The following is a 25,501-nucleotide window of genomic DNA, read 5'->3' on the forward strand; positions in this document are numbered from 1 at the left end:
CAGACTCCGCCCCCCTCATTCAAACGGAAAGCTCTTCGTATTTCAGGCGCAGGTATTCGGGGCTGTGGCCCGCGTCCAGGGCCGCCTCGTAATGTTCCCGGGCGCCCTCGCGATCGCCGCGAGCACGGGCGAGATCGCCCTGCAGCTCGCGCTTCAGGCCGTTGAAGGCCTCACTGCGCACATCCGCGAGGGTGGTCTCGGCGTCGTCCAGACGCTCGGCCAGGATCATCTGGCGCGCGAGACGCAGGGTCAGCACCTCGCGGTAGCCCCGATCGGGGGCCGCGTCGCGCGCGGCCTGCAGGGCGCTGATCGCCGTGTCGTGATCGTCCTGGGCAATGGCGACATCCGCGCGGTAGACCCAGGCCAGCGCACGGTATGGCGTGCCCCGGCCCTGCTCGATGATCGCATCGGCCAGTTCCTGGGCGCGATCGGTCTGCCCGGTCTGGCCGGCCACCTGCAGGGCCTGATACATCTCGGAGGCCGCCTGGGCTCGGGTTTCTTCCCGATCGCTCCACCAGTTCCAGCCGAACAGACCGGCGACCCCGAGGACTAGGCCGGCCACGATCGCAAGGCCGTTGTCCGCCCACCACTGTTTGATGCGTTCGGCTTTTTCTTCGTCGGTGAGATCGCTCATGCTGTTCCTTGTTCTTGCTGGATCCGCGCTGGAGCGGTTACGACCGCTGCGCCAGCGCTGTACGGAGATGATCGGCCAGTGCGGTACGCTCCACGGCTACCTGCTCGCCGCCCTGCGATCTTAACGGCTTCACCGTCACGGTGCCCGCGGCGTGCTCGTCACTCCCGAGGACCAGGGCGTAGTGGGCGCCGAGGCGATCGGCCCGCTTCATCTGCGACTTGAAGCTGCCGCCGCCACAGTGCTGGACCAGGCGCAAGCCGGGCAGCTCGCCACGCAGCGCCTCGGCCAGTTGCAACGCCGGCCCCACCAGTTCGTCGCCCCCGACGATCAGGTAGGCATCGGGTCCGGGCGCGGCGGGGGCCTCTTCGCGGGCCTCCAGCAACGCCACCAGGCGCTCCAGGCCCATGGCCATGCCGATGGCCGGGGTCCCGCGCCCCCCCAGCTGCTCGACCAGGCCATCGTACCGGCCCCCGGCGCAGACCGTGCCCTGGGCACCGAGATCGTCGGTGATCCACTCGAACACGGTGTGCGTATAGTAATCGAGCCCGCGCACCAGTCGCGGATTGTGCTCGTAGGGGATGCCCAGCGCATCGAGGTGCGCGCACAGGGCATCGAAATGGGCACGGGAGGCCTCGTCGAGGTCGTCCATCAGGCTGGGGGCGTTGGCGACGATCGCACGGGTCTCTGGGTGCTTGCTGTCGAGGATGCGCATCGGGTTGTCGTAGAGCCGACGCTGCGCCTCCTCGTCCAGGGCCTCCCGGTGCTGTTCGAAATAGGCGATCAGATGGTCGCGGTACCGGCGGCGGCTTTCCGGCGTCCCCAGGGTGTTCAGCTCCAGGCGCACGTTGGCCAGCCCCAGCATGCGCCACAGGCGCGCGGTCATCGCCAGCATCTCGGCGTCCACATCCGGCCCCGGCAGACCGAAGACCTCGACCCCGACCTGGTGGAACTGGCGGTAGCGCCCCTTCTGCGGCCGCTCGTGGCGGAACATCGGCCCCAGATACCACAGCCGCTGCACCTGGTTGTGCAGCAGCCCGTGCTGGATCCCCGCGCGCACGCAACTGGCCGTGCCCTCGGGGCGCAGGCTCAGGCTGTCGCCGTTGCGGTCATCGAAGGTGTACATCTCCTTCTCGACGATGTCCGTGACATCCCCGATGGAACGCTTGAACAGCTCGGTCGCCTCGACGATCGGCATGCGGATTTCATGGTAGCCGTAGCCCTCCAGGACCTCGCGCAGCGTGTCTTCCAGGTGCTGCCAGACGTGAACGGACTCGGGCAGGATGTCGTGCATCCCGCGGATCGACTTGATCGCTTTCATGATGTCTTTTCTTGTACGTGATGGCCGCGCGGGCAGATCCCGCGTCAGCCTTCCAGGTCGAAGCGCGCGGTGCGGTCGCTCCGAATATGCGGCTCGAGATCGACGGGCGTGCCATCCAGTGTCAGCGAGACCCCCTCGGCGTTGCCGAGGATCACACGGCCTGGCAATTCCAGGCGCAGCGTCTCGCGATCCCCCAAACTGAGAACGCCGGTCAGGACGACCTCGTCAGCGGCGTCGCGGATCTCCACCCAGGAGGTTTCGGAGAACTCCAGCACCAGCTCGGCGCCCCCTGCGGTGTCCGCCGGGGCCGGCGACGTCTCGGCCGGGGCTTCGGCCTCCGGCAGCGAGGCCATCTCGGACGCGACCTCGGGCGTGACCGGTTCCTCCGGCACGGCCACACGCTCGGTCAGGGACTCGGGCGTGATCGCGAGGGTCTGGCCATCCTCAATGCCAGTGTCAGGGGTACCCTCGCCCGACTCGATGGGCTCGGCTTCGGCGGCCTCGGCCGCCGCGCTACCCTCCGCTCCGCCCTCGGTCGGGAGCGCTTCCGGGGGCGCGGCTTCACCATCCGGCACCCCGGCCGGTTCTTCGTCCGTCAACGCCGGATCCGCAAGCCCCTGTACAGCTTCCCGGGCGTCCCCAAGGTTGATGGACGGCAGGCCGAGCGCGTCCGTGCGCTCGTTCCAGGCATAGACCCCGAGCCCCAGCAGGGCCACAAGCAGCAACAGTGCCAGCCAGTAGATCCCGCGGCTGCGGCGGCGCCGGCGTGCCCGCGCCGAGGGGGTCGCAACCGCCTGCAGCTCGGGATCCACCAGCCCGTGCTGTTCGAACGACTGGATCCAGGGTCCCGCGTCCACCCCCAGCTCGCGGGCACAGGAGCGCAGGTACCCGCGTACATAGGCCGGCGGCATGTGATGAAAGCGATTGGCCTCGAGATCTTCCAGTGTGCCGCGCCCGAGGTGGATCCGACTGGCCAGGGTCGCGGTATCGAGCCCCGCGGCCTCGCGGGCTCGGCGCAGACTCGCACCGGGCTCGTTCTGGCCCCCGGGCGTCTCTGCCTCGGCCTCGGCAGGACGGTCGCGCGTGGTCAGGCCGTGCGCGGCCGAGAACGAGGGCTCGGGGTCCGGGTCGCTCCCCTCGGTACGCAGGGGGGCGACGTTGGTGGTCGAATCGTCAACGTCCTCGACCCGCCCCAGGTCCGGTTCCTTGTCGCGCGGATCACTCATCCTTCACGCTCCAGACGCCGCAACTCGGTCATCTCGTCGCTGTCCGGATGCTGACGGCTCAGGCGCTCGGCGCAGGCATTGGCCGCGCGGCTGTTGCCCAGCGCGGTTTCGGCCTGATAGCACAGCAGAAGGGTCTCGGCGCTCTCGATACCCTGGCTGTCCAGCCGCTGCAGGAAGGCGCGGGTCTGCATCGGCCGGCCGTCCTGGTAGGTCAGCCGGGCCATCTCCAGCAGCGCGCGCGGATACTGCGGGTTCAGCTCCAGGGCCCGCCGCAACTGGCGTTCGGCCTGCTCCACATCCCCCGCATCGGCGTGGCAGACGCCGGAGTTCATGTAGGCGATGTCGCGGCGGTCATAATCCGGATTGTCGATGGCGCGCGCGAACAGGGCCTGCGCCTCGTCGAATTCCTCGCGGCTGCACAACAACGCCCCCAGGTTGGTCTGGGCGAAGGGGTTGCCCTCGTCACGGCGCAGGGCCCGGCGGTAATGTTCCTCGGCGCGATCCAGCTGGCCCTTGCGCTCGAGGACCGCGGCCATGCCGATATTGGCCAGGGCATCGCCGGGGTCATAGTCCAGCGCCCGACGCAGGTTGCGTTCGGCCTGTTCGAACTCGCCCTCGCGCAGATACCCGATCCCGAGCTCGGCGTGCACCTCGGCGGCCTCCTCGCGCTCGCCGGATACCGGCCGGTCGGCCGTGGCGGCACAGCCCCCCAGCACCAGCGCCAGCGCCAACGCCGCGGCGAGGCGCCAACCCGCGCGTCCCGTCATGAAGCCCTCCGATCCGTCTGTGGCAATTCGGCATGCAAGCGGAACATGCGCATCCCGCGATTGGTACGGTCCTCGACCTGGCCCACCAGCTGGCCGCAGGCGGCATCGATGTCATCCCCGCGGGTACGCCGCACGGTGGTGACGTAGCCGGCCTTTTGCAGCCGTCGTTCAAAGGCCAGCACATCGGCCTCCCGCGGGCGGTCGAACGGGGCCCCCGGGAACGGATTGAACGGGATCAGGTTGATCTTGCCGGGAATACCGCGCAACAGTCCGGCAAGCTCGTTGGCATGTTCCGGCTGGTCGTTGACCCCGGCCAGCAGCACGTATTCGAAGGTCACGCCACTGTGGGCATCGGTCGCCTCCACATAGCGGCGACAGCTGTCCAGCAACTCGGCGATCGGGTACTTGCGGTTGATCGGCACTAGACGGTCGCGCAGCGCATCATTCGGCGCGTGCAGACTGACGGCCAGCGCGACATCCGTGTGTTCGCTCAGACGATCCAGCGCCGGCACCAGACCGGAAGTGGACAGGGTCACGCGCCGCCGGCTCAGGCCGTAGGCGTTGTCGTCGGTCATGAGCTGGCAGGCCGGCACGACCGCGTCGAAGTTGGCCAGCGGCTCGCCCATCCCCATCAGCACCACGTTGCTCACCGCCCGCTTGCGCCCTTCCGGCGCCGGCAGGCGCTGCATGGCCAGCCACACCTGGCCGATGATCTCGGCGCTGGCGAGGTTGCGGTTGAAACCCTGCTGAGCGGTGGAACAGAAGGTGCAGTCGAGCGCGCAGCCGACTTGGGAGGAGATGCACAGCGTGCCGCGCCCGCCCTCGGGGATGAAGACGGTCTCGATGGCATTGCCGTCGGGGAGCCGCAGCACCCACTTGACGGTGCCGTCGGCGGAGGCCTTTTCCAGCCCGATCTCGGGGACGCGGATCTCGGTCTCGCGCGCCAGGCGCTCGCGCAGCTTGCGCGAGACGTCGGTCATCTGCTCGAAGTCGGTGACCCCGCGCTGATGGATCCACTTGACGAGCTGGGTGGCACGAAAACGCGGTTCACCCCACTGCGCCAGCAGCTCGACAAGCTGTTGGTGGCTGTAGCCCAGCAGATTCAGGGGGGTGGAGGATGCGCTTGCCATATCAGGGACCGGTTGGCTCAAGTCCCCTAGTGTACTGTGCCGAAGGGATGCCTGCCTACGGGGCCCGGCGCGCGGTGCAACCGGGCCCCGCAGCACATGCGGACCGTCTTAGCGGGTGCGCGGGCAGACGCCGTCGTCACCGAAGAAGAAGGCGATCTCGCGCTCGGCGGTCTCCGGGGCATCGGAGCCGTGCACGGCGTTCTCGTCGATGGATACGGCGAAATCGGCGCGGATGGTGCCCGGGGCCGCTTCCTTCGGGTTGGTCGCGCCCATGATGTCGCGGTTCTTGGCAATGGCGTCTTCGCCTTCGAGGACCTGAACCAGCACCGGGCCGGAGATCATGAACTCAACCAGATCGTTGAAGAACGGGCGCTCCTTGTGCACGTCGTAGAAGCCTTCGGCCTGTTCGCGGCTCAGGTGCATCATGCGCGCGCCAACGACCTTCAGGCCGGCCTTCTCGAAGCGGCCGATGATGTCGCCGATCGCGTTCTTGGCAACGGCGTCGGGCTTGATGATGGAAAGGGTGCGTTCAACGGCCATGGGGCGGCTCTCCTGCTACTTGGATGGATGTCATTCGCCGGGCCCGTCTGTAAACGCGAGAACCCGCCGTACGGCGGGTTCCCAACGCAAAACGACGCGGACACAACGTGCGGCGCGTAGTCTAGCGACCTCCCACGCCCACGGCAATCCTCCGCCGCAAACCCCGATTTCACCACGAAGCACACGAAGGCACGAAGAAGGTCAAGGTCGGTTGAACCACGGAGTTCTCGGAGGACACGGAGCCAATGGATGAAAAACACCAAAGTACTGGGCTGGGGCGTCAACCAAACCCGAAAGCGGATGGTGCTTCAACGCACTTCCCTTCTCTGTGTCCTCTGTGTTCTCAGTGGTGGAAAAGGGTTTCGCCCTTGAATTTCTTCGTGCCTTCGTGAGCTTCGTGGTGAATAAACGCCCTTGAACGCCAAAGCGCCCGGTCAGTCGTCGACGTCGGCCTCGTCCATCCAGGCGGCCTGGATCGCCTCGAGGATGCGCTCGCCGGAGCGGTTGGGGTCATCGTCGAAGTCCGGCAGGTTCATCACCCACTGGCGCAGGTCCACGAAGTTGATGTTGCGCGGGTCGACGTCCGGGTGTTCGTCGGCCAGCTGCATCGCGATTTCCTGGGTATCGGTCCACTTCATCGCCTTTCCCTCGCTCAGTGGTTCTCGGAGACCTGATTGATGGTGTACTTCGGCAGTTCCACCACGAGGTCCGTGTCCGCGACGATCGCCTGGCAGGACAGCCGCGAGTCCGGCTCCAGGCCCCAGGCCTTGTCGAGCATGTCCTCTTCGTCCTCGGTGGCCTCCTCCAGACTGTCCAGCCCCTCGCGCACGTAGACGTGGCAGGTCGTGCAGGCACAGGACTTCTCGCAGGCGTGTTCGATCTCGATCCCGTTTTTCAGGGCGAGATCGCAGATGCTGATGCCCGGCTCGGCCTCGATGGAGGCCCCCTCCGGGCAGATTTCCTCGTGGGGCAGAAAGATTACCTGGGGCATGGTGTCAGTTCCCTGCGTCGTATTCGCTAACGTTGTGTCCGGCGAGCGCGCGCCGGATGCTGTCATTCATGCGCCGCGCGACAAAGGCCTCGGAGGCCTGCTCCACGCGCTTGCGCGCCGCCTCGATGGCGTCGGGGTCGACCCCCTTCTCGCGTTCGGCGCGCAGGGCGTCGCGCGCCTGCTCGATGGTCTGGCGTTCCGCGGCCTCGAGGTAGCGGTCACCGTCCGTCTCCAGCGCGGCGTCCAGCGCCTCGAGCACGCGGTCGGCCTCGACCTGTTCCTCGCGCAAGCGCCGCGCCTCCATGTCCTCGCGCGCGGAGGAGGCGGAATCGCGCAACATCTGCTCGATCTCGGAATCGGTCAGGCCGTAGCTCGGCTTGACCTCGATATGCGCCTCCACACCCTGGGTCTGCTCGCGTGCCGTTACGTTCAGCAGGCCGTCGGCGTCCACCTGGAAGGTCACGCGAATGCGCGCAGCGCCCGCGACCATCGGCGGGATGCCCGACAATGTGAACCGGGCGAGCGAGCGGTTGGCATCGACCACATCGCGTTCGCCCTGCACCACGTGCAGCGACATCGCGGTCTGGCCGTCCTTGAAGGTGGTGAACTCCTGCGCCCGCGTGACCGGGATGGTGGTGTTGCGCGGGACGATGAACTCGACCAGACCGCCCATCGTCTCCAGCCCCAGCGACAGCGGGATCACGTCCAGCAGCACCAGTTCGGTATCCGGCTTGTTGCCGGCGAGGATGTCCGCCTGTTGCGCGGCCCCGATCGCGACCACGCGGTCCGGGTCGATGCCGGCGTGCGGGGTGCGGCCGAAGAAGCCCTCCACCGCCTCGCGCACCGCCGGCATGCGGGTGGAACCACCCACCAGCACCACCTCGTCGATGGCGCCGGGCTCCAGCCCGGCATCCTCCAGCACCTGCCGGCAGGCGGCCATGGTGCGCTCCAGCAACGGCCGCGCCAGCTCCACCAGGGTGTCGCGATCCAGCTCGCCGGACCAGGTGGAGCCGTCGGCGCGCCTGACCTCGACCGGGGTACGCGCGGCATCGGTCAGGGCCTCCTTGGCCTGGCGGGCGGCCAGCAGCACGCGGCGCAGGCGCTGCGGATCGGTCTCTCCGGCCATGCCGGCCTGGTTCAGCAGCCAGTCGGCGATGGCGCGGTCGATGTCGTCGCCGCCTAGGGCGGAATCACCGCCGGTCGCCAGCACCTCGAACACCCCGCGGCGCAGCTGCAGGATAGAGATATCGAAGGTACCGCCGCCCAGGTCATAGACGGCAATGGTGTTCTCTTCGCCCTGGTCCAGTCCGTAGGCGACCGCCGCCGCGGTCGGCTCGCTGATCAGGCGGAAGACATTCAGGCCGGCCAGCTGTGCGGCGTCCCGCGTGGCCTGGCGCTGGGCATCGTCGAAGTACGCGGGCACGGTGATCACCACGCCTTCGAGTTCGTCGCCCAGGGTCTCCTCGGCCCGCTGGCGCAGGGTATGCAGGATCTCCGCGGACACCTCCACCGCCGTCTTGTCGCCCGCGGCGGTCTCGATGCGCGGCACGCTGGACTCGCCGGTCTTCAGCCGGAACGGCAGCTCGCCGGACAGCGTGGCGACGTCCGCCGCGCCGCGCCCGATGAGCCTTTTGACCGAGGCGATGGTGTTGTGCGGGTCATCCGCGGCGTGCTCGGCAGCCGCATGCCCCACGCTCACCGCATCCGCGGCATAGTGCACCACCGACGGCAGGATATGCCGACCCTGTTCGTCGGGCAGCGTGTCCGCCTCGCCGCTGCGCACGGTCGCGACCAGCGAGTGGGTCGTGCCGAGGTCGATCCCGGCCGCGAGATGGCGCTGGTGCGGCGCGGACTCGGCTCCGGGTTCGGTGATCTGCAATAACGCCATCGGGTATTCGGCTCCTTCACACGGGCGCGGCGGGTGCTACTTGCCGCGCGCCAGGTTCTGTCGGGTTCGTTTCGTTTCTTCCAGCAGGCGATCGAAGAAGCGCAGCTCCAGCACCCGGTCCTTGGCATCCGGCGCCGGGGTCCCCGGCTCCTTCAGGGCATCCGCCACCTTCGCCCGTGCCTCGGCGCGAGCCTGCGCCAGCTCGGTCGCGACCGCTTCCAGTCCGGCCGCATCCCCGCTCGCCGCGGTTTCCTCCAGGCGTTCACGCCATTCGATCTGCGCCTCGATGAACTCGATGTCCTGACTGGTATCGCGTTCGGGGTCAAAGGCCACCCCGGTCCGTTCCAGCAGGTGCACGGCCCGGCGGTAGTCGTCACCCAGGATCGCGTAGGCCTCGTTCACGTCGGCCGCCACCGCCGCCGCCATGCGGCGCGCCTGGTCACCCTGGCGCACGAAGCGGTCCGGGTGCAGTTCCGCCTGCAGGCGACGAAAGCGCTCGTCCAGCTGTTGCCGGTCGACCTCGAAGGCCACCGGCAGGTCAAACTGCTCGAATGGGTCGTTCATTGCGTCCCTTGCGACGGGCTTGCAAAAGAAAAGGGGTGGGACGACAGCCACCGGGGACGTATCCCCGGGCAACCGCCATGCACCACCCCGCGTGCGAGGCTCAGTCAGATGCTGAAGCTTTCACCGCAGCCGCACCGGGCCTTCTCGTTCGGGTTGTTGAACTTGAACCCCTCGTTCAGGCCTTCCTTGCCGAAGTCCAGCTCGGTGCCGTCCAGATACACGAGAGACTTCGGGTTCACGACCATCTTGACGCCACGATCCTCGAAGACCGTGTCGGTCTCCTCGATATCGTCGGCGAACTCCACCACGTAGGCCATGCCGGAGCAGCCGGTCGTCCTGACGCCCAGCCGGACGCCCACACCCTTGCCCCGCTTTTCGAGGAAGTTGTGGATGCGTTCGGCCGCGGGTTCGGTCACTGTAATCGCCATAGGGCCCTCAGGCAGATTTCTTCTCGGCTTCCGCGGACTGGCCGTGGCGCTCCTGGTAGTTCGATACCGCCGCCTTGATGGCGTCCTCGGCCAGCACGGAGCAGTGGATCTTCACCGGCGGCAGGGCCAGCTCTTCGGCGATCTGGGTGTTCTTAATCTGGCTCGCCTCTTCCAGGGTCTTGCCACGCACCCATTCGGTGAGCAGCGAGCTGGAGGCGATCGCCGAGCCGCAGCCATAGGTCTTGAACTTGGCGTCCTCGATGATGCCCTCGTCGTTGACCTTGATCTGCAGCTTCATCACGTCGCCGCAGGCCGGGGCGCCGACCATGCCGGTGCCGACCGTGTCGTCGTTCTTGTCGAAGCTGCCGACGTTGCGCGGATTTTCATAGTGGTCCAGAACCTTGTCACTGTACGCCATGACCGTTCTCCTGTTGCGTGTGTACGCGTTGCGTTAGTGGTGTCGAGCGGGCCCCTAGTGGGCCGCCCACTCGACGGTGCTCAGATCGATGCCGTCCTGGTACATCTCCCACAGCGGGGAGAGCTCGCGCAGCTTGGCGACCGCAGCGCGCACGATCTCGACCGTGTGGTCGATCTCCTCCACGGTGGTGTAGCGACCGATGGAGAAGCGGATCGAGCTGTGTGCCAGCTCGTCGTCGCGGCCCAGTGCGCGCAGCACGTAGGACGGCTCCAGGCTGGCCGAGGTGCAGGCCGAGCCGGAGGACACCGCGATGTCGCGCAGCGCCATGATCAGGCTCTCGCCCTCGACGAAGTTGAACGACACGTTCAGGTTGTGCGCGACACGCTGTTCCTGGTCACCGTTCAAGTAGACCTCTTCCATGCCGTCGAGACCGGCCCAGAGGCGGTCGCGCAGCATGCGCACGCGCTCCAGCTCGGGACCCATCTCGGCACCGGCGATCGCGAAGGCCTCGCCCATGCCGACGATCTGGTGCGGCGCCAGCGTGCCGGAGCGCATGCCGCGCTCGTGGCCACCGCCGTGCATCTGGGCCTCGATGCGCACGCGCGGCTTGCGCCGCACGAACAGCGCACCGATGCCCTTCGGGCCGTAGGTCTTGTGCGCGGAGAAACTCATCAGGTCCACCGGCAGCTTCGACAGATCGACCGCGACCTTGCCGGTGGATTGCGCGGCGTCCACATGGAACACGATCCCGCGCTCGCGGCACAGGTTGCCGATCGCCTCGATGTCCTGGATGACACCGATCTCGTTGTTCACGTGCATCACCGAGACCACGATGGTGTCGTCACGCATCGCGTCTTCCAGCTCCTGCATGTCGACCAGGCCGTTTTCCTTCACGCCCAGGTAGGTGACCTCGAAGCCTTCGCGCTCGAGCTGGCGCGTGGTGTCCAGCACGGCCTTGTGCTCGGTCTTCACCGTGATGATGTGCTTGCCCTTGCGCTGGTAGAAGTGCGCAGCACCCTTGATCGCCAGGTTGTCGGCCTCGGTCGCGCCGGAGGTCCAGATGATCTCCTTCGGATCGGCGCCCACCAGCTGGGCCACCTGGCCCCGGGCGTTCTCGACCGCCTTCTCCGCGTTCCAGCCAAAACTGTGGCTGCGCGAGGCCGGGTTCCCGAACAGCCCGTCCTTGGTCAGGCAGCCCGCCATCTTTTCCGCCACGCGCTCATCGACCGGCGTGGTGGAGGAATAGTCGAGATAGATCGGCAGTTTCAGGTCACTCATGGGGCGTTAGCTCCTCTCCGCGGCCGTCTCGGCGGCCGCATGGCTTTTGTCGGACGAGGCCTGCAGGGAGGCGCCGTGCATCACGACCTCCTGCACACCGTCTTTTTCCATTTGTTCGCGGTGGCGCTGCAGCACATCCGCCAGCGAGCGGGTACTGAGAAAGTCGTAGACCTGCTGGCTCAGATCGGTCCACAGGTCGTGCGTCAGGCAGCGCGAATCGGAATTGCAGTTGGCCTTGCCACCGCAGCGGGTCACGTCCACCGGCTCGTCCACCGCCACCACGATATCGGCGACGCTGATGCCCTCCGGATCCCGGCTCAGGGCATAGCCTCCGCCCGGCCCGCGGCTGCTGTTCACCAGCCCCTTGCGGCGCAGCCTGGAAAAGAGCTGCTCCAGATAGGACAATGAAAGCTTCTGCCGGCGCGCAACCTCGGCCAGGGATACCGGCCCGTTGCGGGTGTGCATCGCCACATCCAGCATGGCGGTCACGGCGTAGCGGCCTTTGGTCGTCAGTTTCATGGTTGAGTGCACTTGTCGGTCATTTGCCGGCAAGCTTAGCAATACCTGACAAAAACGATCAAGTATTCCCCTGCTGTTTACGTTCTTGTTCGCTCGTGGCAGCTCCCGGGACCTCGCATTCGTCCGGCTCCAGGCCCTCCAGATCGCAGGCCTCCAGCGGGCCGGAATCGTCTTCGCCCAGGGCCTCGCCCGGGTCGATCCCGGCGCGCTTGAGCGCCTGGCAGGCCCGCTCCATGCGTTCGTCCAGGTCGTGCACCCGCTGCACGATACGGTGGATCGCGTTGGCCACCGGGTCGGGCATGTCGCGCGACAGGCCGTAGGCATCGAAGCCCATGCGGTCGGCCATCTGCTGGAATCGTGGATCGGGCTCGGGCCGTGGCCCGATGACCCGGGCCGGGATGCCGACCGCGGTCGCATCGGCCGGCACGTCCTTCAGGACCACCGCGTTGGAGCCGATGCGCGCATGGTCGCCAACGTGGATCGGGCCCAACAGCTTGGCACCCGCCCCGATGACCACCTCGTTGCCGAGCGTCGGGTGGCGCTTGCCCCCCTCCCAGGTCGTGCCGCCCAGGGTGACCTGGTGATAGATCGTGCAGTCGTCGCCCACCTCGGCGGTCTCGCCGATCACCACGCCCATGCCGTGGTCGATGAAGAAGCGCCGGCCAATGGTCGCACCGGGATGGATCTCGATGCCGGTGAGCCAGCGGCTGAAGTTGCCGACCACCCGGCCCAGCCAGCGCAGGCGATGCGTCCACAGCCAGTGCGCGAGGCGGTGATACCACAGGGCATGCAGCCCGGGGTACGCGGTCAGCACCTCGAAGGCGTTGCGTGCCGCCGGGTCGCGGTCAAACACGCAGCGAATGTCCTCGCGCATCCTGTCAAACATCGGCCGGCCTCATTCCTGAGTCTTGCACTAAGGTATCACGCGCCCCGCGCGCGCTCTCAGCGGCCCCTTTCCGTGTGCGTCAATATACCGCGCAGCATGCGCACCTCGCTGGCGCTCAGGCCGGCCCGCAGATACAGGTGGCGCAGGCGCCGCATCAGGTGGCGCGGGTTGTCCGGATCGAGCACATCGATGGTGGTCAGGGCCTGCTCGAAATGCCGGAACAGCCCCTCCATCTCCGCCTGGGTCGCGGGCGGGTCCCGCTCCACCCCGGTCGGCTCGGCTCCGGACACGGCGGGTGCTTCGCCATTCAGCGCCGCCATGCGCAGCGCGTAGGTCATAACCTGAACGCTGCCGGCCAGATTCAGGGAGCTGAAATCGGGGACGGTGGGTATCTGCACAAAGGCATTGCAATGATCGAGTTCGGCGTTGGTCAGACCGCTGTGCTCGCGGCCAAAGACCAGGGCCACCGGCCCCTCGGCGGCGTTTCCCAGCGCCTGCCCGGCCGCGACATCGGGGCCCAGGACCGGCACCGAGTGGGTGCGCAGACGGGCGCTGGTCCCCACCACCCAGACACAGTCGCGGATCGCGGCGGCGAGCTCCTCGACCACGCGCGCACCCGCCAGCAGATCGTCCGCGCCCGAGGCCAGCGCCGTCGCGTCGGCATGCGGGAACCGCTCCGGCGCCACCAGCACGAGGTCGGTCACCCCCATGGCCTTCATCGCACGTGCGGCGGAACCGATGTTGCCCGGGTGCGTCGTGCCCACCAGCACGACCCGCACCCGGCCGAGGCGTTCTTCCATTCCCGGGGCCCTGTATTGAACGGTGCGGGATTGTACACGCGCACGGTCACGACTTCCCAAGAAAGAGCCGCTTGTGTATTGTTCGCGGCCTTCCCGCGGCGCGCCACAGGCGCCCGCCGGACACCCCGCAGAACACCAGGAGACCCCCATGCACCCCATGCTGAACACGGCGGTATCGGCGGCCCGCGAGGCCGGACGCATCACCACCCGCGCCTGGGGCCGGCCGGATCGCATGAATACCCGCGAGAAGGCCCGCAACGACTGGGTTTCGGACGTCGACCTCTCGGCGGAACAGGCGATCGTGCAGACCCTGCGCCGCGCCTATCCCGATCACGCGATCATGGCCGAGGAAGGCGGCGAGCAAAGCGGTGCCGACGCCGATTTCGTCTGGATCATCGACCCGCTGGACGGCACCACCAACTACCTGCGCGAGATCCCGCAGTACGGCATCTCCATCGCGCTGAAGCACAAGGGACGGCTGGAACAGGCGGTGGTCTACGACCCGCTGAAGGAAGAGCTCTTCACCGCCACCCGAGGTGCCGGTGCCTTCCTCAACAGCCGCCGCATCCGGGTCTCCGAGCGCAAGGACCTCAACGGCGCGCTTCTGGGTACCGGCATCCCGTTTCGCGAGGGCCAGGACCTGGAGCGCTACCTCAGCAGCCTGCGCCACCTGATCCCGGGCACGGCCGGCGTGCGCCGCCCGGGCTCGGCCGCGCTGGATCTGGCCTGGGTCGCCTGCGGGCGCTTCGACGGCTTCTGGGAGATGGGCCTGCAGCCCTGGGACATGGCCGCGGGCCTGCTGCTGGTGCAGGAAGCCGGCGGCGTGGTCAGCGACTGGCAGGGCAACCCGGACGTGATGCGCCGCGGCGACGTCGTCGCCGGCAACCCCAAGGTCCTCAAGGCGATGCTCCAGCGCCTGCACAAGGCCGAAAAGGAAGCCTCCGCCCGCTCCGACGCCTGAAGGGCCTGTTGGGTCACCACGAAGCACACGAAGGCACGAAGAAGGTCAGATGCGACTAACAGGAAGGTTAGAAGATCGGAAGGAATTTAGTTTGGATGAATGACCCCGGAAACGGGCAAATCGCCACCAGAAATCGTTCCTTCCAGCCTTCCCTTCTTCCTGTTAACCGCCCTTGACCTTCTCCGTGTCCTCTGTGCGCTCTGTGGTAATACAGCCCTTCAGCGATCGCGCTGCTGCAGCCAGAGGATCAGGCGGGCGTGGTGGTGCGGGTCGGATTCGATGGCGCGCCCCGGGCGCAGGTCGTATTCCGCGAACGCCGCATCCACCGCCTCGCTGGCATCACGCCACTCCGCGCTGAGACGGAAGATCAGGGTCGTCGGCGACGGCCGGTGCACCGCTGGATGGAAGCGCTGCGAGATCATCCCCGGCAGCGGCGGCTCCGGCTCCGAGCGGAAGCCGTCGTCATCGCGGAAGCGTTCCCAGGCCGCCTCCAGCAGTGCCAGCGCCGGCCCCTGCTCACCCTCGCCCGTGGCGGCCTTCCAGTCCCGCAGGCCGCGCGCGACAAAGGCGTAATCATTCAGCGTGGCCGTCCCGGCCTGATCCGCGGGCAGCCCCATCAGCGTGGGCAATTGGTCCGGATCGGAAGCGACCTCCAGCAGCCAGCCGTGCACCGCCGCACCCGCCTCGCGGAAGCGCTCGTCATGCTGCGCCCCCTCCGCAAGGGCGGAGAGCAGCAGGCCATGCGCCCCGGTCAGGACCTTCTCGTCCCGCGGCAGGCCGCGCGCCTCGCGCGCCCGGATCAGCATCTCGCGCCCGGCGTTCACCTGCTCGCGAACCTCCGCCTCGTCCAGGTCAAAGCGCTCCGCCAGGGCCTCGACCCCCGCGCCGCGCCGGGGCAGGTAGCCGAGATCGAACACGGAACTGCCCTCCATGCCGAACCACGCGCGCACCAGGTCCGGGTAGTCATGGTCCGCCAGCGCGGACTCCAGATCCGCCTCGGGCCACAGGTAGGCACCCCCCTCACGCCCTTCCTCGTCGACCGCCGACAGGCTGGAGGCGAACCCGCGGAAACCACCCTCGGCGGTATCCGCCTGCTCGCCGGTCTCGTCCTCGCGCAGGGCCATGTCGCGCTTGACGAAGTCGAGGTTCTCCAGCCCCAGCTCGATCCAGTCTTCGCGACCGAAATGCTCACCGGCCCGTAGATACAAAAGCGCGAGCTGGGCCTGATCCTCCAGCATCACCTCGAAATGGGGCTCGTTCCAGTCCGGCGACTCGGAATAGCGGAAGAACCCGCCCCCCAGCACGTCACGCAGACCGGAGTGCGCCATCTCGTCGAGCGTGATTTCCAGGAACTCGCCGACCCAGCCAGGCGCGGTGCCCGCCTGTTCGGCCTCCAGCATCGCGTGCAGATACGGCGAATGCGGGAACTTGGTGGAGCTGCCGAACCCGCCCTGCAGGTCGTCGGACTCGCGCTCCAGGCGACTCCACAACACCTGCGGCAGGCGGCCGGCGCGGCTTTCCGACAAGGGCTCCTCGCCCGCACGCAGTTGCTGGGTCAGCTCGTCACTGCCGCGCCGCGCCAGATCGATCAGCCGGTCGTAGTCCGCCTCCAGGCGTTCGGTAATGCCGTCGAGGAACTCGGCGAACTGATCGCGCGGGGCATAGACCACGCCGGTCAGGGCATGCCCCTGGGGCGTAACCACCACGTTGAGCGGCCAGCCCGCGCTCCCGGCGGTGGCCCGCTGAAACTCCAGCAGGTAGCTGTCCAGCGCCCCGTCGACCTCGCGATCGACCTTCACCGGGATAAAATTCTCGTTCAGCCGCTCGGCGATGCCCTCGTCCTGGAAGCTCTCTTCCTGCATGACGTGACAGTAGAAGCAGGAGTAGTAACCGCTGGAGATCAGCAGCGGCCGCCGCTCCTCCCTGGCCTGTTCCAGCAGGGCCGGATCCCAGGCCCGCCACTGGACGGGATCGTCCGTGTGCAGCCGGAGGTAGGGCGAGATGCTGTCGGCCATCTCGGGGTTGGCCTGCGCCGCGCCGGGCATCGCGAGGGCTGCGACCAGCAGCGAAACGACCAGACCGGCCCGGCGATTTTCCGGCGTTGCAAACATGTGACCCTCCAGCAGCATCTAGAAAAGGTTGCTACCCTTTGGGACGCGAAGACCGGGAAGGTTCATCCCTGCAGCCCAATGGTCTCCGCGGATCGCATCCGGGATCCGGCACTTGTACATGCGCTGTATAAATGTCGTACAATTTCTCCATGGCGAGCGCAACGCACATCGAACTTCAAGACGAAGAAGGCCTGTACCCGATCCGGCACGTTTGCGCGGAGACGGGCATTAACGACGTGACGCTGCGCGCCTGGGAGCGTCGCTACGGGCTCATTCGTCCCATGCGCACGCCCAAGGGCCACCGGCTCTACAGCCCCGGCGATATCGCCCGCATCAAGCGGATCATGGAACTGCTGGACCAGGGCATCCCGGTCTCCCAGGTCCACCGGGTTCTGGACGACGAACCCGCAGCCGCCACTCCCCGCCCGGATCCGGACGCGACCGAAGACGCCCCGGACACCACCACAACGCCCCGTCATCGCGACAGCCCCGGCCCCGGGATCGCACCCCACACCATGGACCCGGTTGCCGAGGCACTGTACGACTCGGTCACGGATCTGGATGCAGGGGAGCTGGATCGCGTCTACGCCCGGCTGGTCATGCGCCACGGCTGGAATGGCGTGCACGAAAGCGCCTTCCTCGAGGTGTACCGCCGCCTGCGCGAGGCATCCCGACACAATGCCGAGGGCGAGGTCCGCCTGGCGGTGTTCGCCGCCTGGGCCACGGCGGCATTCGCGGACCAGCTGCGCTCGGCCACGCGCGCCTGCGACGACCCGTCCTACCCCTGCCTGGTGCTCGGCGGCGGCCACCAGCAAGTCGGCGGACTGCTGCTGCAGCTTGCCTGCGCCCGCCGCGGCCTGAAGACCCTGCCCCTGTTCGACGCCACCAGCCCCGAGGGCCTGGAGACGCTGATGCGCCGTCTGCGTGCCCCGGCGCTGATCATCCATGGTTCCTCGCAGTTGATGCGCAGCCCCGAACTGCCCCGGGTGGAGGCCATCCTCAACCAAGCCGGACCGCCCTGCTACCTTGCCGGCTCGGCCGCGCTGGAGCTTTCCAAGGTCAAGCACGGCCGCACGGTGGAGGTTCTGCCCGGACCGCCGCTGGAGGCCGCCGCACGACTCTCCCGGCACCTGCCCCAGTAGCCGCCGCGCGCGCCTCCCGGCTCAGTGGCCACCTCCGCCGCATCCGTGCGCACCCTCCTGGTTGTGCTCGGCGACCAGCTCGCCCCCGACCACCCGGTTCTGCAGGAGCTGGACCCCGACCGGGATGCCGTGTGGATGGCCGAGGTGGCCCACGAATCCCGCCACGTCCTCTCGCATGCGGCCCGCACCACCCTGTTTCTGTCGGCGATGCGCCACTTCGCCCGGCAGCTCCGCAAGGCAGGCCTGAGCGTTCACTATCGCCATCTCGGGGAGCACCCCGAGCCAACCCTGGGCGAGGCCCTGGACACCGACCTGGAACGGCTCCAGCCGACCCGGGTGATCGTCCTCCAGCCGGGGGAACATCGTGTATGCCGTCAGCTTGAGGCCACCTGCCGCACCCGGGGCGTGCCACTGGAGGTCCGCGAGGACCCCTGCTTCCTGGTATCGCAGACGACCTTCGAGCAATGGGCCGGGACGCGCAAGCAGCTGCGCATGGAGTACTTCTACCGCCAGCAGCGAGCCGCCCTGGGCATCCTGATGAATGGCGACGAACCCGCCGGCGGACAGTGGAACTTTGACGCCGACAACCGCGGACATTTCGGCCGGGACGGGCCCGGCCTGCTGCCGCTCCCCGTCGCCTTCGAACCCGACACGATCACGCGCGAATGCCGGGATGCCGTCGCCCGGTATCTGCCGGAACTGGCGGGCCAGACGGATGCGTTCGACTGGCCGGTCACCCCGGAACAGGCACAACAGGCCCTGGCCGACTTCATCCAGCACCGCCTGCCCCTGTTCGGCACCTATCAGGACGCGATGTGGACCGACCAGCCGTGGCTCTATCACGCCCGCCTGTCGGCCGCGCTGAACCTGCACCTGATCCATCCGCGCGCGGTGATCGACGCGGCGGAACAGGCCTGGCGTGACGGCCATGCGCCGCTCCCCGCGGTCGAGGGGTTCATCCGGCAGATCCTCGGCTGGCGCGAATACGTGCGCGGGCTGTACTTCCACTTTGGCGAGGCCTGGCACGAATGGAACGCCCTGGAGGCGGATCAGCCGCTGCCGGCCCTCTACTGGGATGCCGAAACCTCCATGCAGTGCCTGCACCAGGCCGTGGGCCAGACCCTGAAACGCGGTTATGCGCACCATATCCAGCGACTGATGGTCACCGGGCTGTTCGCCCAGCTCCTGGGCGTGCGCCCGGCCGAGATCCACGCCTGGTATCTGGGTATCTACGTCGACGCCGTGGAGTGGGTGGAACTCCCCAACGTGGTCGGCATGTCGCAGTATGCCGACGGCGGCCGCATGGCCTCCAAGCCGTACGTCGCCACCGGCCGCTACATTCAGCGCATGAGCAACTACTGCCGGCACTGCCCGTTCGACCCGGCCGAGGCCCTCGGCGCGAAGGCCTGTCCGTTCACCACGCTTTACTGGGACTTCCTCGACCGTCACCGCGAGCGGTTCGCCCGCCACCCGCGCACCGCGCTGCAGTGGAAGCACCTCGAGAAGATGGACCCCGAACGCCTCGAGGCCATCCGCGCCCAGGCCCGCCACATCCGCGACACACTCGCGCAGGGAGACCGTATCTGATGCCGCGCCCCGGCCCCACCCTCGTCTGGCTGCGCCGCGACCTGCGCCTGGCCGACCAGCCTGCCCTGCACGCCGCCAGCGAGCGCGGCGGGCCGGTCATCCCGGTGTTCATCCATGCCCCGGAGGACGAGGCGCCCTGGCAACCGGGGGCCGCATCCCGCTGGTGGCTGCACCACAGCCTGCAGGCCCTGGACCAGGACCTTTGCAAGAACGGTTCGCGCCTGATCCTGCGCGCCGGCCCCGCCCTCGACACGCTGCGGGCCCTGGTACGCGAGACCGGCGCCACCGCCGTCTACTGGAACCGCCTGTACGACCCCGCCCGGGTCCTGCGCGACCCGGAGATCAAGGCCGGCCTGCGCGCCGATGACCTCGAAGTCCACAGCTTCAATGCCCACCTGCTGGTCGAACCCTGGGAGGTCGAGACCGGCCAGGGCCGGCCCTACAAGGTCTTCACCCCATTCTGGAAGGCCTGCCTGCACCGCGGCATTGATCGCGACCCGCTGCCCGCGCCCAACGACCTGCCGCCCCCCGATGCCTGGCCCGCCAGCCTGCACCCGGAAGACCTCGGACTCCTGCCCGAGATCGACTGGGCCGGGGGCCTGCGCGCCGCCTGGGCGCCCGGGGAGGACGCGGCCCACCAGCGGCTGACGCAATTCCTCGACGGCGCGCTGCACGCCTACGCCAGCGAACGCGACCGCCCGGACCACGACGGTACCTCGCGCCTGTCACCGCATCTGCACTTCGGCGAGATCTCCCCGCGCCAGATCCTGCGCGCCCTGCGCCAGACCGGCCTGCACCCGGACCACGGAGGACCCGAGGCCTTCGTGCGCGAGCTCGGCTGGCGCGACTTCGCCCATCACGTGCTCTATCACTTCCCGCACACCCCGGAACGGCCGCTGAACCCGCGCTTCGAGGCCTTCCCCTGGCGCGAGGACGCGGCGGCCCTGCGCGCCTGGCAGCAGGGCCGCACTGGGCTCCCGATCGTCGATGCCGCCATGCACCAGTTGTGGGAGACCGGCTGGATGCACAACCGCCTGCGCATGGTGGTCGGCTCCTTCCTGACCAAGAACCTGCGCCTGCACTGGCAGCATGGCGCGCACTGGTTCTGGGACACCCTGGTGGATGCCGACCTCGCCGCCAACACCCTGGGCTGGCAGTGGGCCGGAGGCTGCGGCGCCGATGCCGCGCCCTACTTTCGCGTGTTCAACCCGCAAACCCAGGGCGAACGCCACGACCCCGACGGCGCCTTCGTGCGCCGCTTCGTCCCCGTACTCAAGGACGTCGAAACGCGGTATATTCACGCGCCCGGCGCCGGCGGCGCACGCGGCTATCCGGCCCCCATCGTGGACCTGAAAGCCAGCCGCCAGGCCGCACTCGAGGCCTTCCAGGCCATCAAAGACCACTGATCGAAACAGGCCCCTACCATGAGCTTCTCCGAACAGAACCTGCAGTACCCCAAGGACGTGAGCTACAACTTCAGCCGCTACGACGACACCACCCCGGTACGCGTCACCCACGAGGGCAAGCGCTTCATCGGCCAGCTGCTGAACCACGAGGCTCCCTACCGTATCCGCGTCACCGAGGAGGTCGTCAGCCCGGGCGCCTCGCGCTTCATCCCGGTGCGCGAGATCCAGGTCCAGACCCTCGAAGCGGTGGAATATCTGCACAACGGCCACCACGGGCACTGAGCCACTGCCGACGGCCGCGCCCGACTCCGGGCGCGGCCGTTCCCCCGGCGTCGATCCGACATCGCTGCACGCAGCGCGCGCGGGACTGCTACTCTCGTAACAGGACCTCCGCGAATAGGGACGAACGCCATGCATCGATTACTCGCCTCCTTCCTGCTTGGTGCCCTGCTGCTCCCCGGCCTGGCACTCGCCGACAAGCCCGGCGATCAACGCGCCATTGCCGGCATGGACACCGGACGCATCCTCTGGGACATCACCATCGCCGAGCCGGACCGGCTGATCGCCCGCCTGAGCGTGATCCGCGAGACCTATGACGACATGCAGCGCCAGGGCCTGGACCCGGAGATGGTGTTTGCCTTCCGCGGCGGCGCGGCGGGCCTGATCGCCCGCTCCACCGACCACCTCGATATCGAGGACGTCTCCGCCGTGCGCCATATCCACGAACGGCTGGCGGGCCTGCTGGAACTGGACGGCATCCACATGGAGGCCTGCAGCATTGCCACGCGGCGCTTCGACCTCGAACAGGACGACCTGCTGCCCGGGATTCACCTGGTCGGCAACACGTTCCTCTCGATCATGGGCTACGAAAACCAGGGCTATGCAACCATCCGCATTGACTGACCCCGGCCGCGGAATGCCGGTACAATCAACCCGGACGGAGATGGGGCCCGCCCCTGCACCGCAAATGTGGCGGCGGCCCGGTACACGAACGCCCTGACCGGATCGCGGAAGGCCACAAACGGCCGCTGACGAAGAAGACGGGAGACCTGCTTGGCGCATATGGAAATCACGACCTTCGGCACCGTCGGCGTGCGCGTGGAGGACCGTGACATACCCGCTCTCTCCGGGACGAAACTCGGCCTGCTCCTCACCTATGTGGCGGCCGAGAGCCCGCGGCGTATCCCGCGCGAGGAACTGGCGCGCCTGTTCTGGCCCGACTTGGACGCCGACAGCGCCCGGGTCAACCTGCGCCAGGGCCTGTTCCAGCTGCGTCGCCAGCTACCCGCCGGCGACCCGCCCCTGCTCGACACGACGCCCCGCTATGTGCGCTTCCAGCCGCAACCGGACTCGCGCATCGACTTCCTCACCCTGCAGCGTGCGCGCTCCGAGCGCCGCACGACCGAGGGGCGGGAGACCACGGCACCCCCGCCGGACCTGGCCATTGTGTGCGAGTACCGCGGACACTTCCTCGAGGGCCTGCGCGCCCTGCAGGACCTGCCGGAACTATCCGCCTGGGCCCAGTCCCAGCGCGACCATCACTGGCAGAATCTTCTGGTCTTCATCGGCCACAATCTCCCCGAACTCGCCAAGCCCAACGAGGGCGAACCCCTGCTGGCCGAGCTCCACCGCCTGCTGGCCATAGAGCCCCACGACGAGACCCTGCACCACCTCCTGATGAAGGCCCTGGCGGCCAGCGGCCACCCCAAGCGCGCGCTCGAGCACTATGCCCACCTGGAGGCCGAGGCCGGCAAGCCCCCGGGCGAACTGCTGGCGCGCACGCGTGAGGAAATCCTGGGCGCCGAACGCGCCGAGGCCAGCCATCAGCACGCCAGCCCCGAGGATGCCGAGCCCGCCACCCTGCGCCCCGAGCGCCGTCGGGTCACGGTCGTGGCCTGCCATGTACAGCCCGATGCCGACGCCGACATCGAGATCCAGCAGCAACAGGTCAACCGCACGCTGGAGCATGTCGACTTCGTCCTGTTGAGCCACCACGGCCATGTCGTGCCCTCGCCCGGCCATGGCCTGCTCGCCTATTTCGGCTATCCCGCCGGACGCGAAGAGGCGACGGTCGACGCCGTGCATGCCGCCTGGCAGGCGCTGGAGAGCGCCCCCGGTGACTGCCAGCTGCGCCTCGCCGTGGATACCGACCTAATCGTCACCGGCGCCGACCCGGATCTGCCCGACCCCGCCGGCCAGCTCACCGCCCGCGTACACGAGTGCGCCCAGCGCGCCGACCCCGGCACCCTGCGCGTCAGCGCACCCACCCATGCCCGCGTGTCCGGCTACTTCAGCTTCCGCGAGGCGGAGGACGGCACGGGCGCCTACCGCGTCACCGGCGATCCCGGTCCGCTGGACCGCGTGGATGCCCAGACCCTGCGTGGCCTGACGCCGCTGACCGGCCGCAGCCCGGAACTGCAGGCACTGCGTGGCCACTGGGATCAGGTACTCGACCGCGACGAGGTCCGCTTCGTGCTGGTTCAGGGCGAGGCCGGTCTGGGCAAGAGCCGCCTGGCCCGCGGACTCGATCTCCAGGTCCGCGGCCAGGCCCGCTCACGCTACCTGCTCAAGTGCCGCGAGGACCGCGCCCGCCAGCTCCTGGCCCCGGTACGCCAGGCCTTCGCCACCTGGATGGGACACGACACCCTGCGCGATGCCCGAAAGCGCCGACTCGCCGGCGCCCTCAAGCATGCCGGGGTCGCCCCGGAGCTTGCGCCACGCCTGGCCCACTGGCTCACCCATCCGGACGCCGACGGCCCCGAAAGCCTCGCCCACGAAGGGCTGGACCGCGACCGCATCATCGACACCCTGGTCGAACTGGTGCAGCGGCGCGCCGCCCACGGTCCGACCCTCCTGATCTGCGACGATCTCCACTGGATGGACTCGGGCACGGCGGAGTTCCTGCGCCGGCTGTACCAGCGCCTGCAGCACCAGCCCCTGATGGCCATCCTGACCGCGCGCATGAGCTTCCGCTCCTCCTGGCGCGATCTCTCGCTGCAGCACATCCGCCTGCACGGCCTGGACGATGCCGCCGCCCGCGACCTGGTCGATCGCCTGGACCCCCACGGCCGCCTGGCCAGCGGCCTGCGCGACCAGCTGGTCGAACGCGGCGAAGGCGTGCCGCTGTTCCTCGAGGAACTCACGCGGTATGCCCTGGAGGCTGCCCGCAGCGGTCAGCTCCCGGACACCCTGCCACCCGGTCTCTCCAACCTGCTGGTCGCACGCCTGGAACAGCTGGGCAGCGCCCGGGAACTGGCCCACTCGGCCGCAGTCATCGGCCGCGACTTCGATACCCGCATCCTCAGCCGACTGCGTGGTCAACCCGCCGACACCATCCGGCGGCAGCTGACCCGGCTGACCGGAAAGGGATTCATCGAACCCGCCGGCATGGTGGATGGCGTGCGTTATCGCTTCCGCCACGCCCTGTTCCGTCAGGCGGCGTACGAGTCGATGCTGCTGAGTGAACGCACGCGCCTGCACGGCCAGCTGGCCGACCTGATGCAGGAAGACGGCGAGAACGGCATGCAGACCGCGGACTGGGGCCGCATCGCCAGCCACCTCTACCATGCCGCTCGCTACCCCGAGGCGGTCAGCGCCTGGCTGCATGCCGGCGAGGCGGCGTTCGCGCGCGGCCTCCTGCCCGAGGCCTCGCACTACTTCGAGGATGCCCTGGCCTGCCTGGAGCGCCATCCGGAGGCTCACAAGGAACATGAGCCGACGGATTTGGAACACAACACGCTGCGCGCCCTCGGCGGGCTCGGCGCGTCCAATCTGGCCCTGCTGGGCTATGGCTCACGCACGGTCAATGACATCTTCGAACGGGCCATGCACCTGACCGCGCCGGAGCAGGATCCGGTGCAGTACTTCCGCGTGCTGTGGGGTTTGTGGCACGGCGCCGGCTCCTGGCATGGCTTCACCGAGGCCCACCGTCTCGCCGGGGAGATGGAACAGCTCGCCGAACGCTCCGGCGATCGCCTGCTGCGGATCGCCGCCCATTACGTGCAGGGCAACACCCACTTCTGGACCGGCCGCTACGCCGAGGCCCTGGAACACCAGACCCGGGCGGTGGAGCTCTATCGCGAGGAAGACCACGCCGCCCTGGTAGCCCGGCACACCGAGAACCCGGCCATCAGCGCGCGCGGCTTCATGGCCTGGACGCTGCTCCACCTGGGGAACCACGCGCGCGCCTGGGCCGAGATGGACACCGCCTGCGAGCAGGCGGTCGCACTCGGCCATCGGCCCACCGAGGCCTTCGTGCAGGCCTTCCGCGCCGTGCTCGGCTTCTACAGCGGGGATCCGGACTCCACCCTGCCGGCGGCACGCCGAACGCTCGCCATCGCGCACGATTACGACTACCCGCTGTGGCGCGCCGCCGGCATCACCCTCGAGAGCTGGGCCCTCGCCCGCCAGGGACAGGGCGACGCCTGCCAGGCCATAAAGCAGCAGGTGGAGGCCATGCGTCACATCATGGACGGGGTCAACACCATCTTCCAGTACATCCTGCTGGACGCCCTGCAGGCCAGCGGCGCCGCGGCGGACCAACGCCTGAGCGTCGCCGACGACGCCCTGGCCGGCTGCCGCAAGCGGGGCGACCTCGCGTTCGAAGCGCCGGTCCGGCGCCTGCGCGCCGTGGCCCTGCTCGACCAGAGCCAGGGACGCGACGAAGAAGGCTGGCACGAACTCGAGCGCGCCCGCCGTATCGCCCACGAACAGGGCAACCCCAATATCGAGCGCCAGGCCCTACTGGACCATGCGCGCTACGCCACGGACCCCCAGGTGCAGTCCTGGGCCGAGCGCGAACTCCTGCGCATCAACCACTGCATCATCCCCCGCCCGCACCCCGACGAACCCCGCCAGCGCGACCCCCGCCTCGCCTGAGGCCGGACACGATCCAGCGAACGGGGCAG

General features: G+C 68.4%; 24 protein-coding genes. 7 read left to right on the forward strand and 17 right to left on the reverse strand.

Features of this window, described 5'->3' with window-relative positions:
- Positions 1–19: 19 nt before the first annotated feature.
- From H609_RS0101105 to H609_RS0101180, 16 genes are all read right to left on the reverse strand, one after another.
- A complete protein-coding gene (locus H609_RS0101105) occupies positions 20–634 on the reverse strand; it encodes a tetratricopeptide repeat protein (RefSeq protein ID WP_018866817.1) in 615 nt (204 codons plus the stop codon).
- 37 nt (positions 635–671) lie between these two features.
- Positions 672–1,952 (reverse strand): histidine--tRNA ligase, encoded by a 1,281-nt coding sequence (gene hisS, locus H609_RS0101110; RefSeq protein WP_028484101.1) that lies wholly within the window; start codon positions 1,950–1,952, stop codon positions 672–674.
- 44 nt (positions 1,953–1,996) lie between these two features.
- Complete coding sequence (locus H609_RS0101115; RefSeq protein WP_028484102.1) at positions 1,997–3,178, reverse strand: helix-turn-helix domain-containing protein; 1,182 nt, start codon at positions 3,176–3,178, stop codon at positions 1,997–1,999.
- Positions 3,175–3,945, reverse strand: a complete 771-nt coding sequence (gene pilW, locus H609_RS0101120; RefSeq protein ID WP_028484103.1) for a type IV pilus biogenesis/stability protein PilW — start codon at positions 3,943–3,945, stop codon at positions 3,175–3,177. Before pilW ends, H609_RS0101115 begins: the two co-directional genes overlap by 4 nt.
- Positions 3,942–5,075 carry a 23S rRNA (adenine(2503)-C(2))-methyltransferase RlmN gene (gene rlmN, locus H609_RS0101125; RefSeq protein ID WP_028484104.1) on the reverse strand — a complete coding sequence of 378 codons (1,134 nt, stop codon included), beginning with the start codon at positions 5,073–5,075 and terminating at the stop codon, positions 3,942–3,944. The genes pilW and rlmN overlap by 4 nt, the downstream gene beginning before the upstream one ends.
- A gap of 108 nt (positions 5,076–5,183) precedes the next feature.
- The gene (gene ndk / locus H609_RS0101130) at positions 5,184–5,615 is read right to left on the reverse strand and encodes a nucleoside-diphosphate kinase (protein WP_017942415.1); all 432 of its coding nucleotides are present in this window, start codon (positions 5,613–5,615) and stop codon (positions 5,184–5,186) included.
- 434 nt (positions 5,616–6,049) lie between these two features.
- Positions 6,050–6,253 carry a Fe-S cluster assembly protein IscX gene (gene iscX, locus H609_RS0101135; RefSeq protein ID WP_018866822.1) on the reverse strand — a complete coding sequence of 68 codons (204 nt, stop codon included), beginning with the start codon at positions 6,251–6,253 and terminating at the stop codon, positions 6,050–6,052.
- Positions 6,254–6,267: 14 nt separating this feature from the next.
- Positions 6,268–6,606 carry an ISC system 2Fe-2S type ferredoxin gene (gene fdx / locus H609_RS0101140; protein ID WP_018866823.1) on the reverse strand — a complete coding sequence of 113 codons (339 nt, stop codon included), beginning with the start codon at positions 6,604–6,606 and terminating at the stop codon, positions 6,268–6,270.
- A gap of 4 nt (positions 6,607–6,610) precedes the next feature.
- Positions 6,611–8,494, reverse strand: a complete 1,884-nt coding sequence (gene hscA, locus H609_RS0101145; RefSeq protein ID WP_028484105.1) for a Fe-S protein assembly chaperone HscA — start codon at positions 8,492–8,494, stop codon at positions 6,611–6,613.
- A gap of 36 nt (positions 8,495–8,530) precedes the next feature.
- On the reverse strand, positions 8,531–9,058 hold the full coding sequence (hscB, locus tag H609_RS0101150; protein WP_018878363.1) for a Fe-S protein assembly co-chaperone HscB: 528 nt from the start codon (positions 9,056–9,058) through the stop codon (positions 8,531–8,533).
- Positions 9,059–9,162: 104 nt separating this feature from the next.
- Complete coding sequence (gene iscA / locus H609_RS0101155; RefSeq protein WP_017942410.1) at positions 9,163–9,486, reverse strand: iron-sulfur cluster assembly protein IscA; 324 nt, start codon at positions 9,484–9,486, stop codon at positions 9,163–9,165.
- A gap of 7 nt (positions 9,487–9,493) precedes the next feature.
- Positions 9,494–9,904: a Fe-S cluster assembly scaffold IscU gene (gene iscU / locus H609_RS0101160; protein WP_028484106.1), complete on the reverse strand. Its 411-nt coding sequence runs from the start codon at positions 9,902–9,904 to the stop codon at positions 9,494–9,496.
- Positions 9,905–9,958: 54 nt separating this feature from the next.
- Positions 9,959–11,182: an IscS subfamily cysteine desulfurase gene (locus H609_RS0101165; RefSeq protein ID WP_028484107.1), complete on the reverse strand. Its 1,224-nt coding sequence runs from the start codon at positions 11,180–11,182 to the stop codon at positions 9,959–9,961.
- Between the two features lie 6 nt (positions 11,183–11,188).
- A complete protein-coding gene (locus H609_RS0101170) occupies positions 11,189–11,701 on the reverse strand; it encodes an Rrf2 family transcriptional regulator (protein ID WP_018875727.1) in 513 nt (170 codons plus the stop codon).
- A gap of 58 nt (positions 11,702–11,759) precedes the next feature.
- A complete protein-coding gene (gene cysE, locus H609_RS0101175; protein WP_196799349.1) occupies positions 11,760–12,587 on the reverse strand; it encodes a serine O-acetyltransferase in 828 nt (275 codons plus the stop codon).
- Between the two features lie 56 nt (positions 12,588–12,643).
- Positions 12,644–13,387 carry an RNA methyltransferase gene (locus tag H609_RS0101180; protein WP_028484108.1) on the reverse strand — a complete coding sequence of 248 codons (744 nt, stop codon included), beginning with the start codon at positions 13,385–13,387 and terminating at the stop codon, positions 12,644–12,646.
- A gap of 148 nt (positions 13,388–13,535) precedes the next feature.
- On the opposite strand from H609_RS0101180, the gene H609_RS0101185 reads away from it, so the two are divergent.
- On the forward strand, positions 13,536–14,348 hold the full coding sequence (locus H609_RS0101185; protein ID WP_018866831.1) for an inositol monophosphatase family protein: 813 nt from the start codon (positions 13,536–13,538) through the stop codon (positions 14,346–14,348).
- Between the two features lie 218 nt (positions 14,349–14,566).
- On the opposite strand, the gene H609_RS0101190 is transcribed toward H609_RS0101185, so the two are convergent.
- Positions 14,567–16,477 carry a thioredoxin domain-containing protein gene (locus H609_RS0101190; RefSeq protein WP_028484109.1) on the reverse strand — a complete coding sequence of 637 codons (1,911 nt, stop codon included), beginning with the start codon at positions 16,475–16,477 and terminating at the stop codon, positions 14,567–14,569.
- A gap of 113 nt (positions 16,478–16,590) precedes the next feature.
- On the opposite strand from H609_RS0101190, the gene H609_RS0101195 reads away from it, so the two are divergent.
- From H609_RS0101195 to H609_RS0101220, 6 genes are all read left to right on the forward strand, one after another.
- The gene (locus H609_RS0101195; protein WP_028484110.1) at positions 16,591–17,601 is read left to right on the forward strand and encodes a MerR family transcriptional regulator; all 1,011 of its coding nucleotides are present in this window, start codon (positions 16,591–16,593) and stop codon (positions 17,599–17,601) included.
- A 24-nt stretch (positions 17,602–17,625) separates the two neighbouring features.
- Positions 17,626–19,188, forward strand: coding sequence for a cryptochrome/photolyase family protein (locus H609_RS0101200; protein WP_028484111.1), 1,563 nt, complete (start codon positions 17,626–17,628; stop codon positions 19,186–19,188).
- Entirely contained in the window at positions 19,188–20,594 is a 1,407-nt protein-coding gene (locus H609_RS0101205) for a deoxyribodipyrimidine photo-lyase (RefSeq protein WP_028484112.1), read from the forward strand. The genes H609_RS0101200 and H609_RS0101205 overlap by 1 nt, the downstream gene beginning before the upstream one ends.
- 18 nt (positions 20,595–20,612) lie before the next feature.
- A complete protein-coding gene (locus H609_RS0101210) occupies positions 20,613–20,876 on the forward strand; it encodes a hypothetical protein (RefSeq protein ID WP_018866836.1) in 264 nt (87 codons plus the stop codon).
- A 129-nt stretch (positions 20,877–21,005) separates the two neighbouring features.
- The gene (locus H609_RS0101215) at positions 21,006–21,497 is read left to right on the forward strand and encodes a hypothetical protein (RefSeq protein WP_028484113.1); all 492 of its coding nucleotides are present in this window, start codon (positions 21,006–21,008) and stop codon (positions 21,495–21,497) included.
- Positions 21,498–21,656: 159 nt separating this feature from the next.
- Entirely contained in the window at positions 21,657–25,472 is a 3,816-nt protein-coding gene (locus H609_RS0101220) for an AAA family ATPase (RefSeq protein ID WP_028484114.1), read from the forward strand.
- Positions 25,473–25,501: the final 29 nt, after the last annotated feature.

The sequence above is a fragment of the Thioalkalivibrio sp. ALE17 genome, from assembly GCF_000425605.1.
Taxonomy (GTDB): domain Bacteria; phylum Pseudomonadota; class Gammaproteobacteria; order Ectothiorhodospirales; family Ectothiorhodospiraceae; genus Thioalkalivibrio.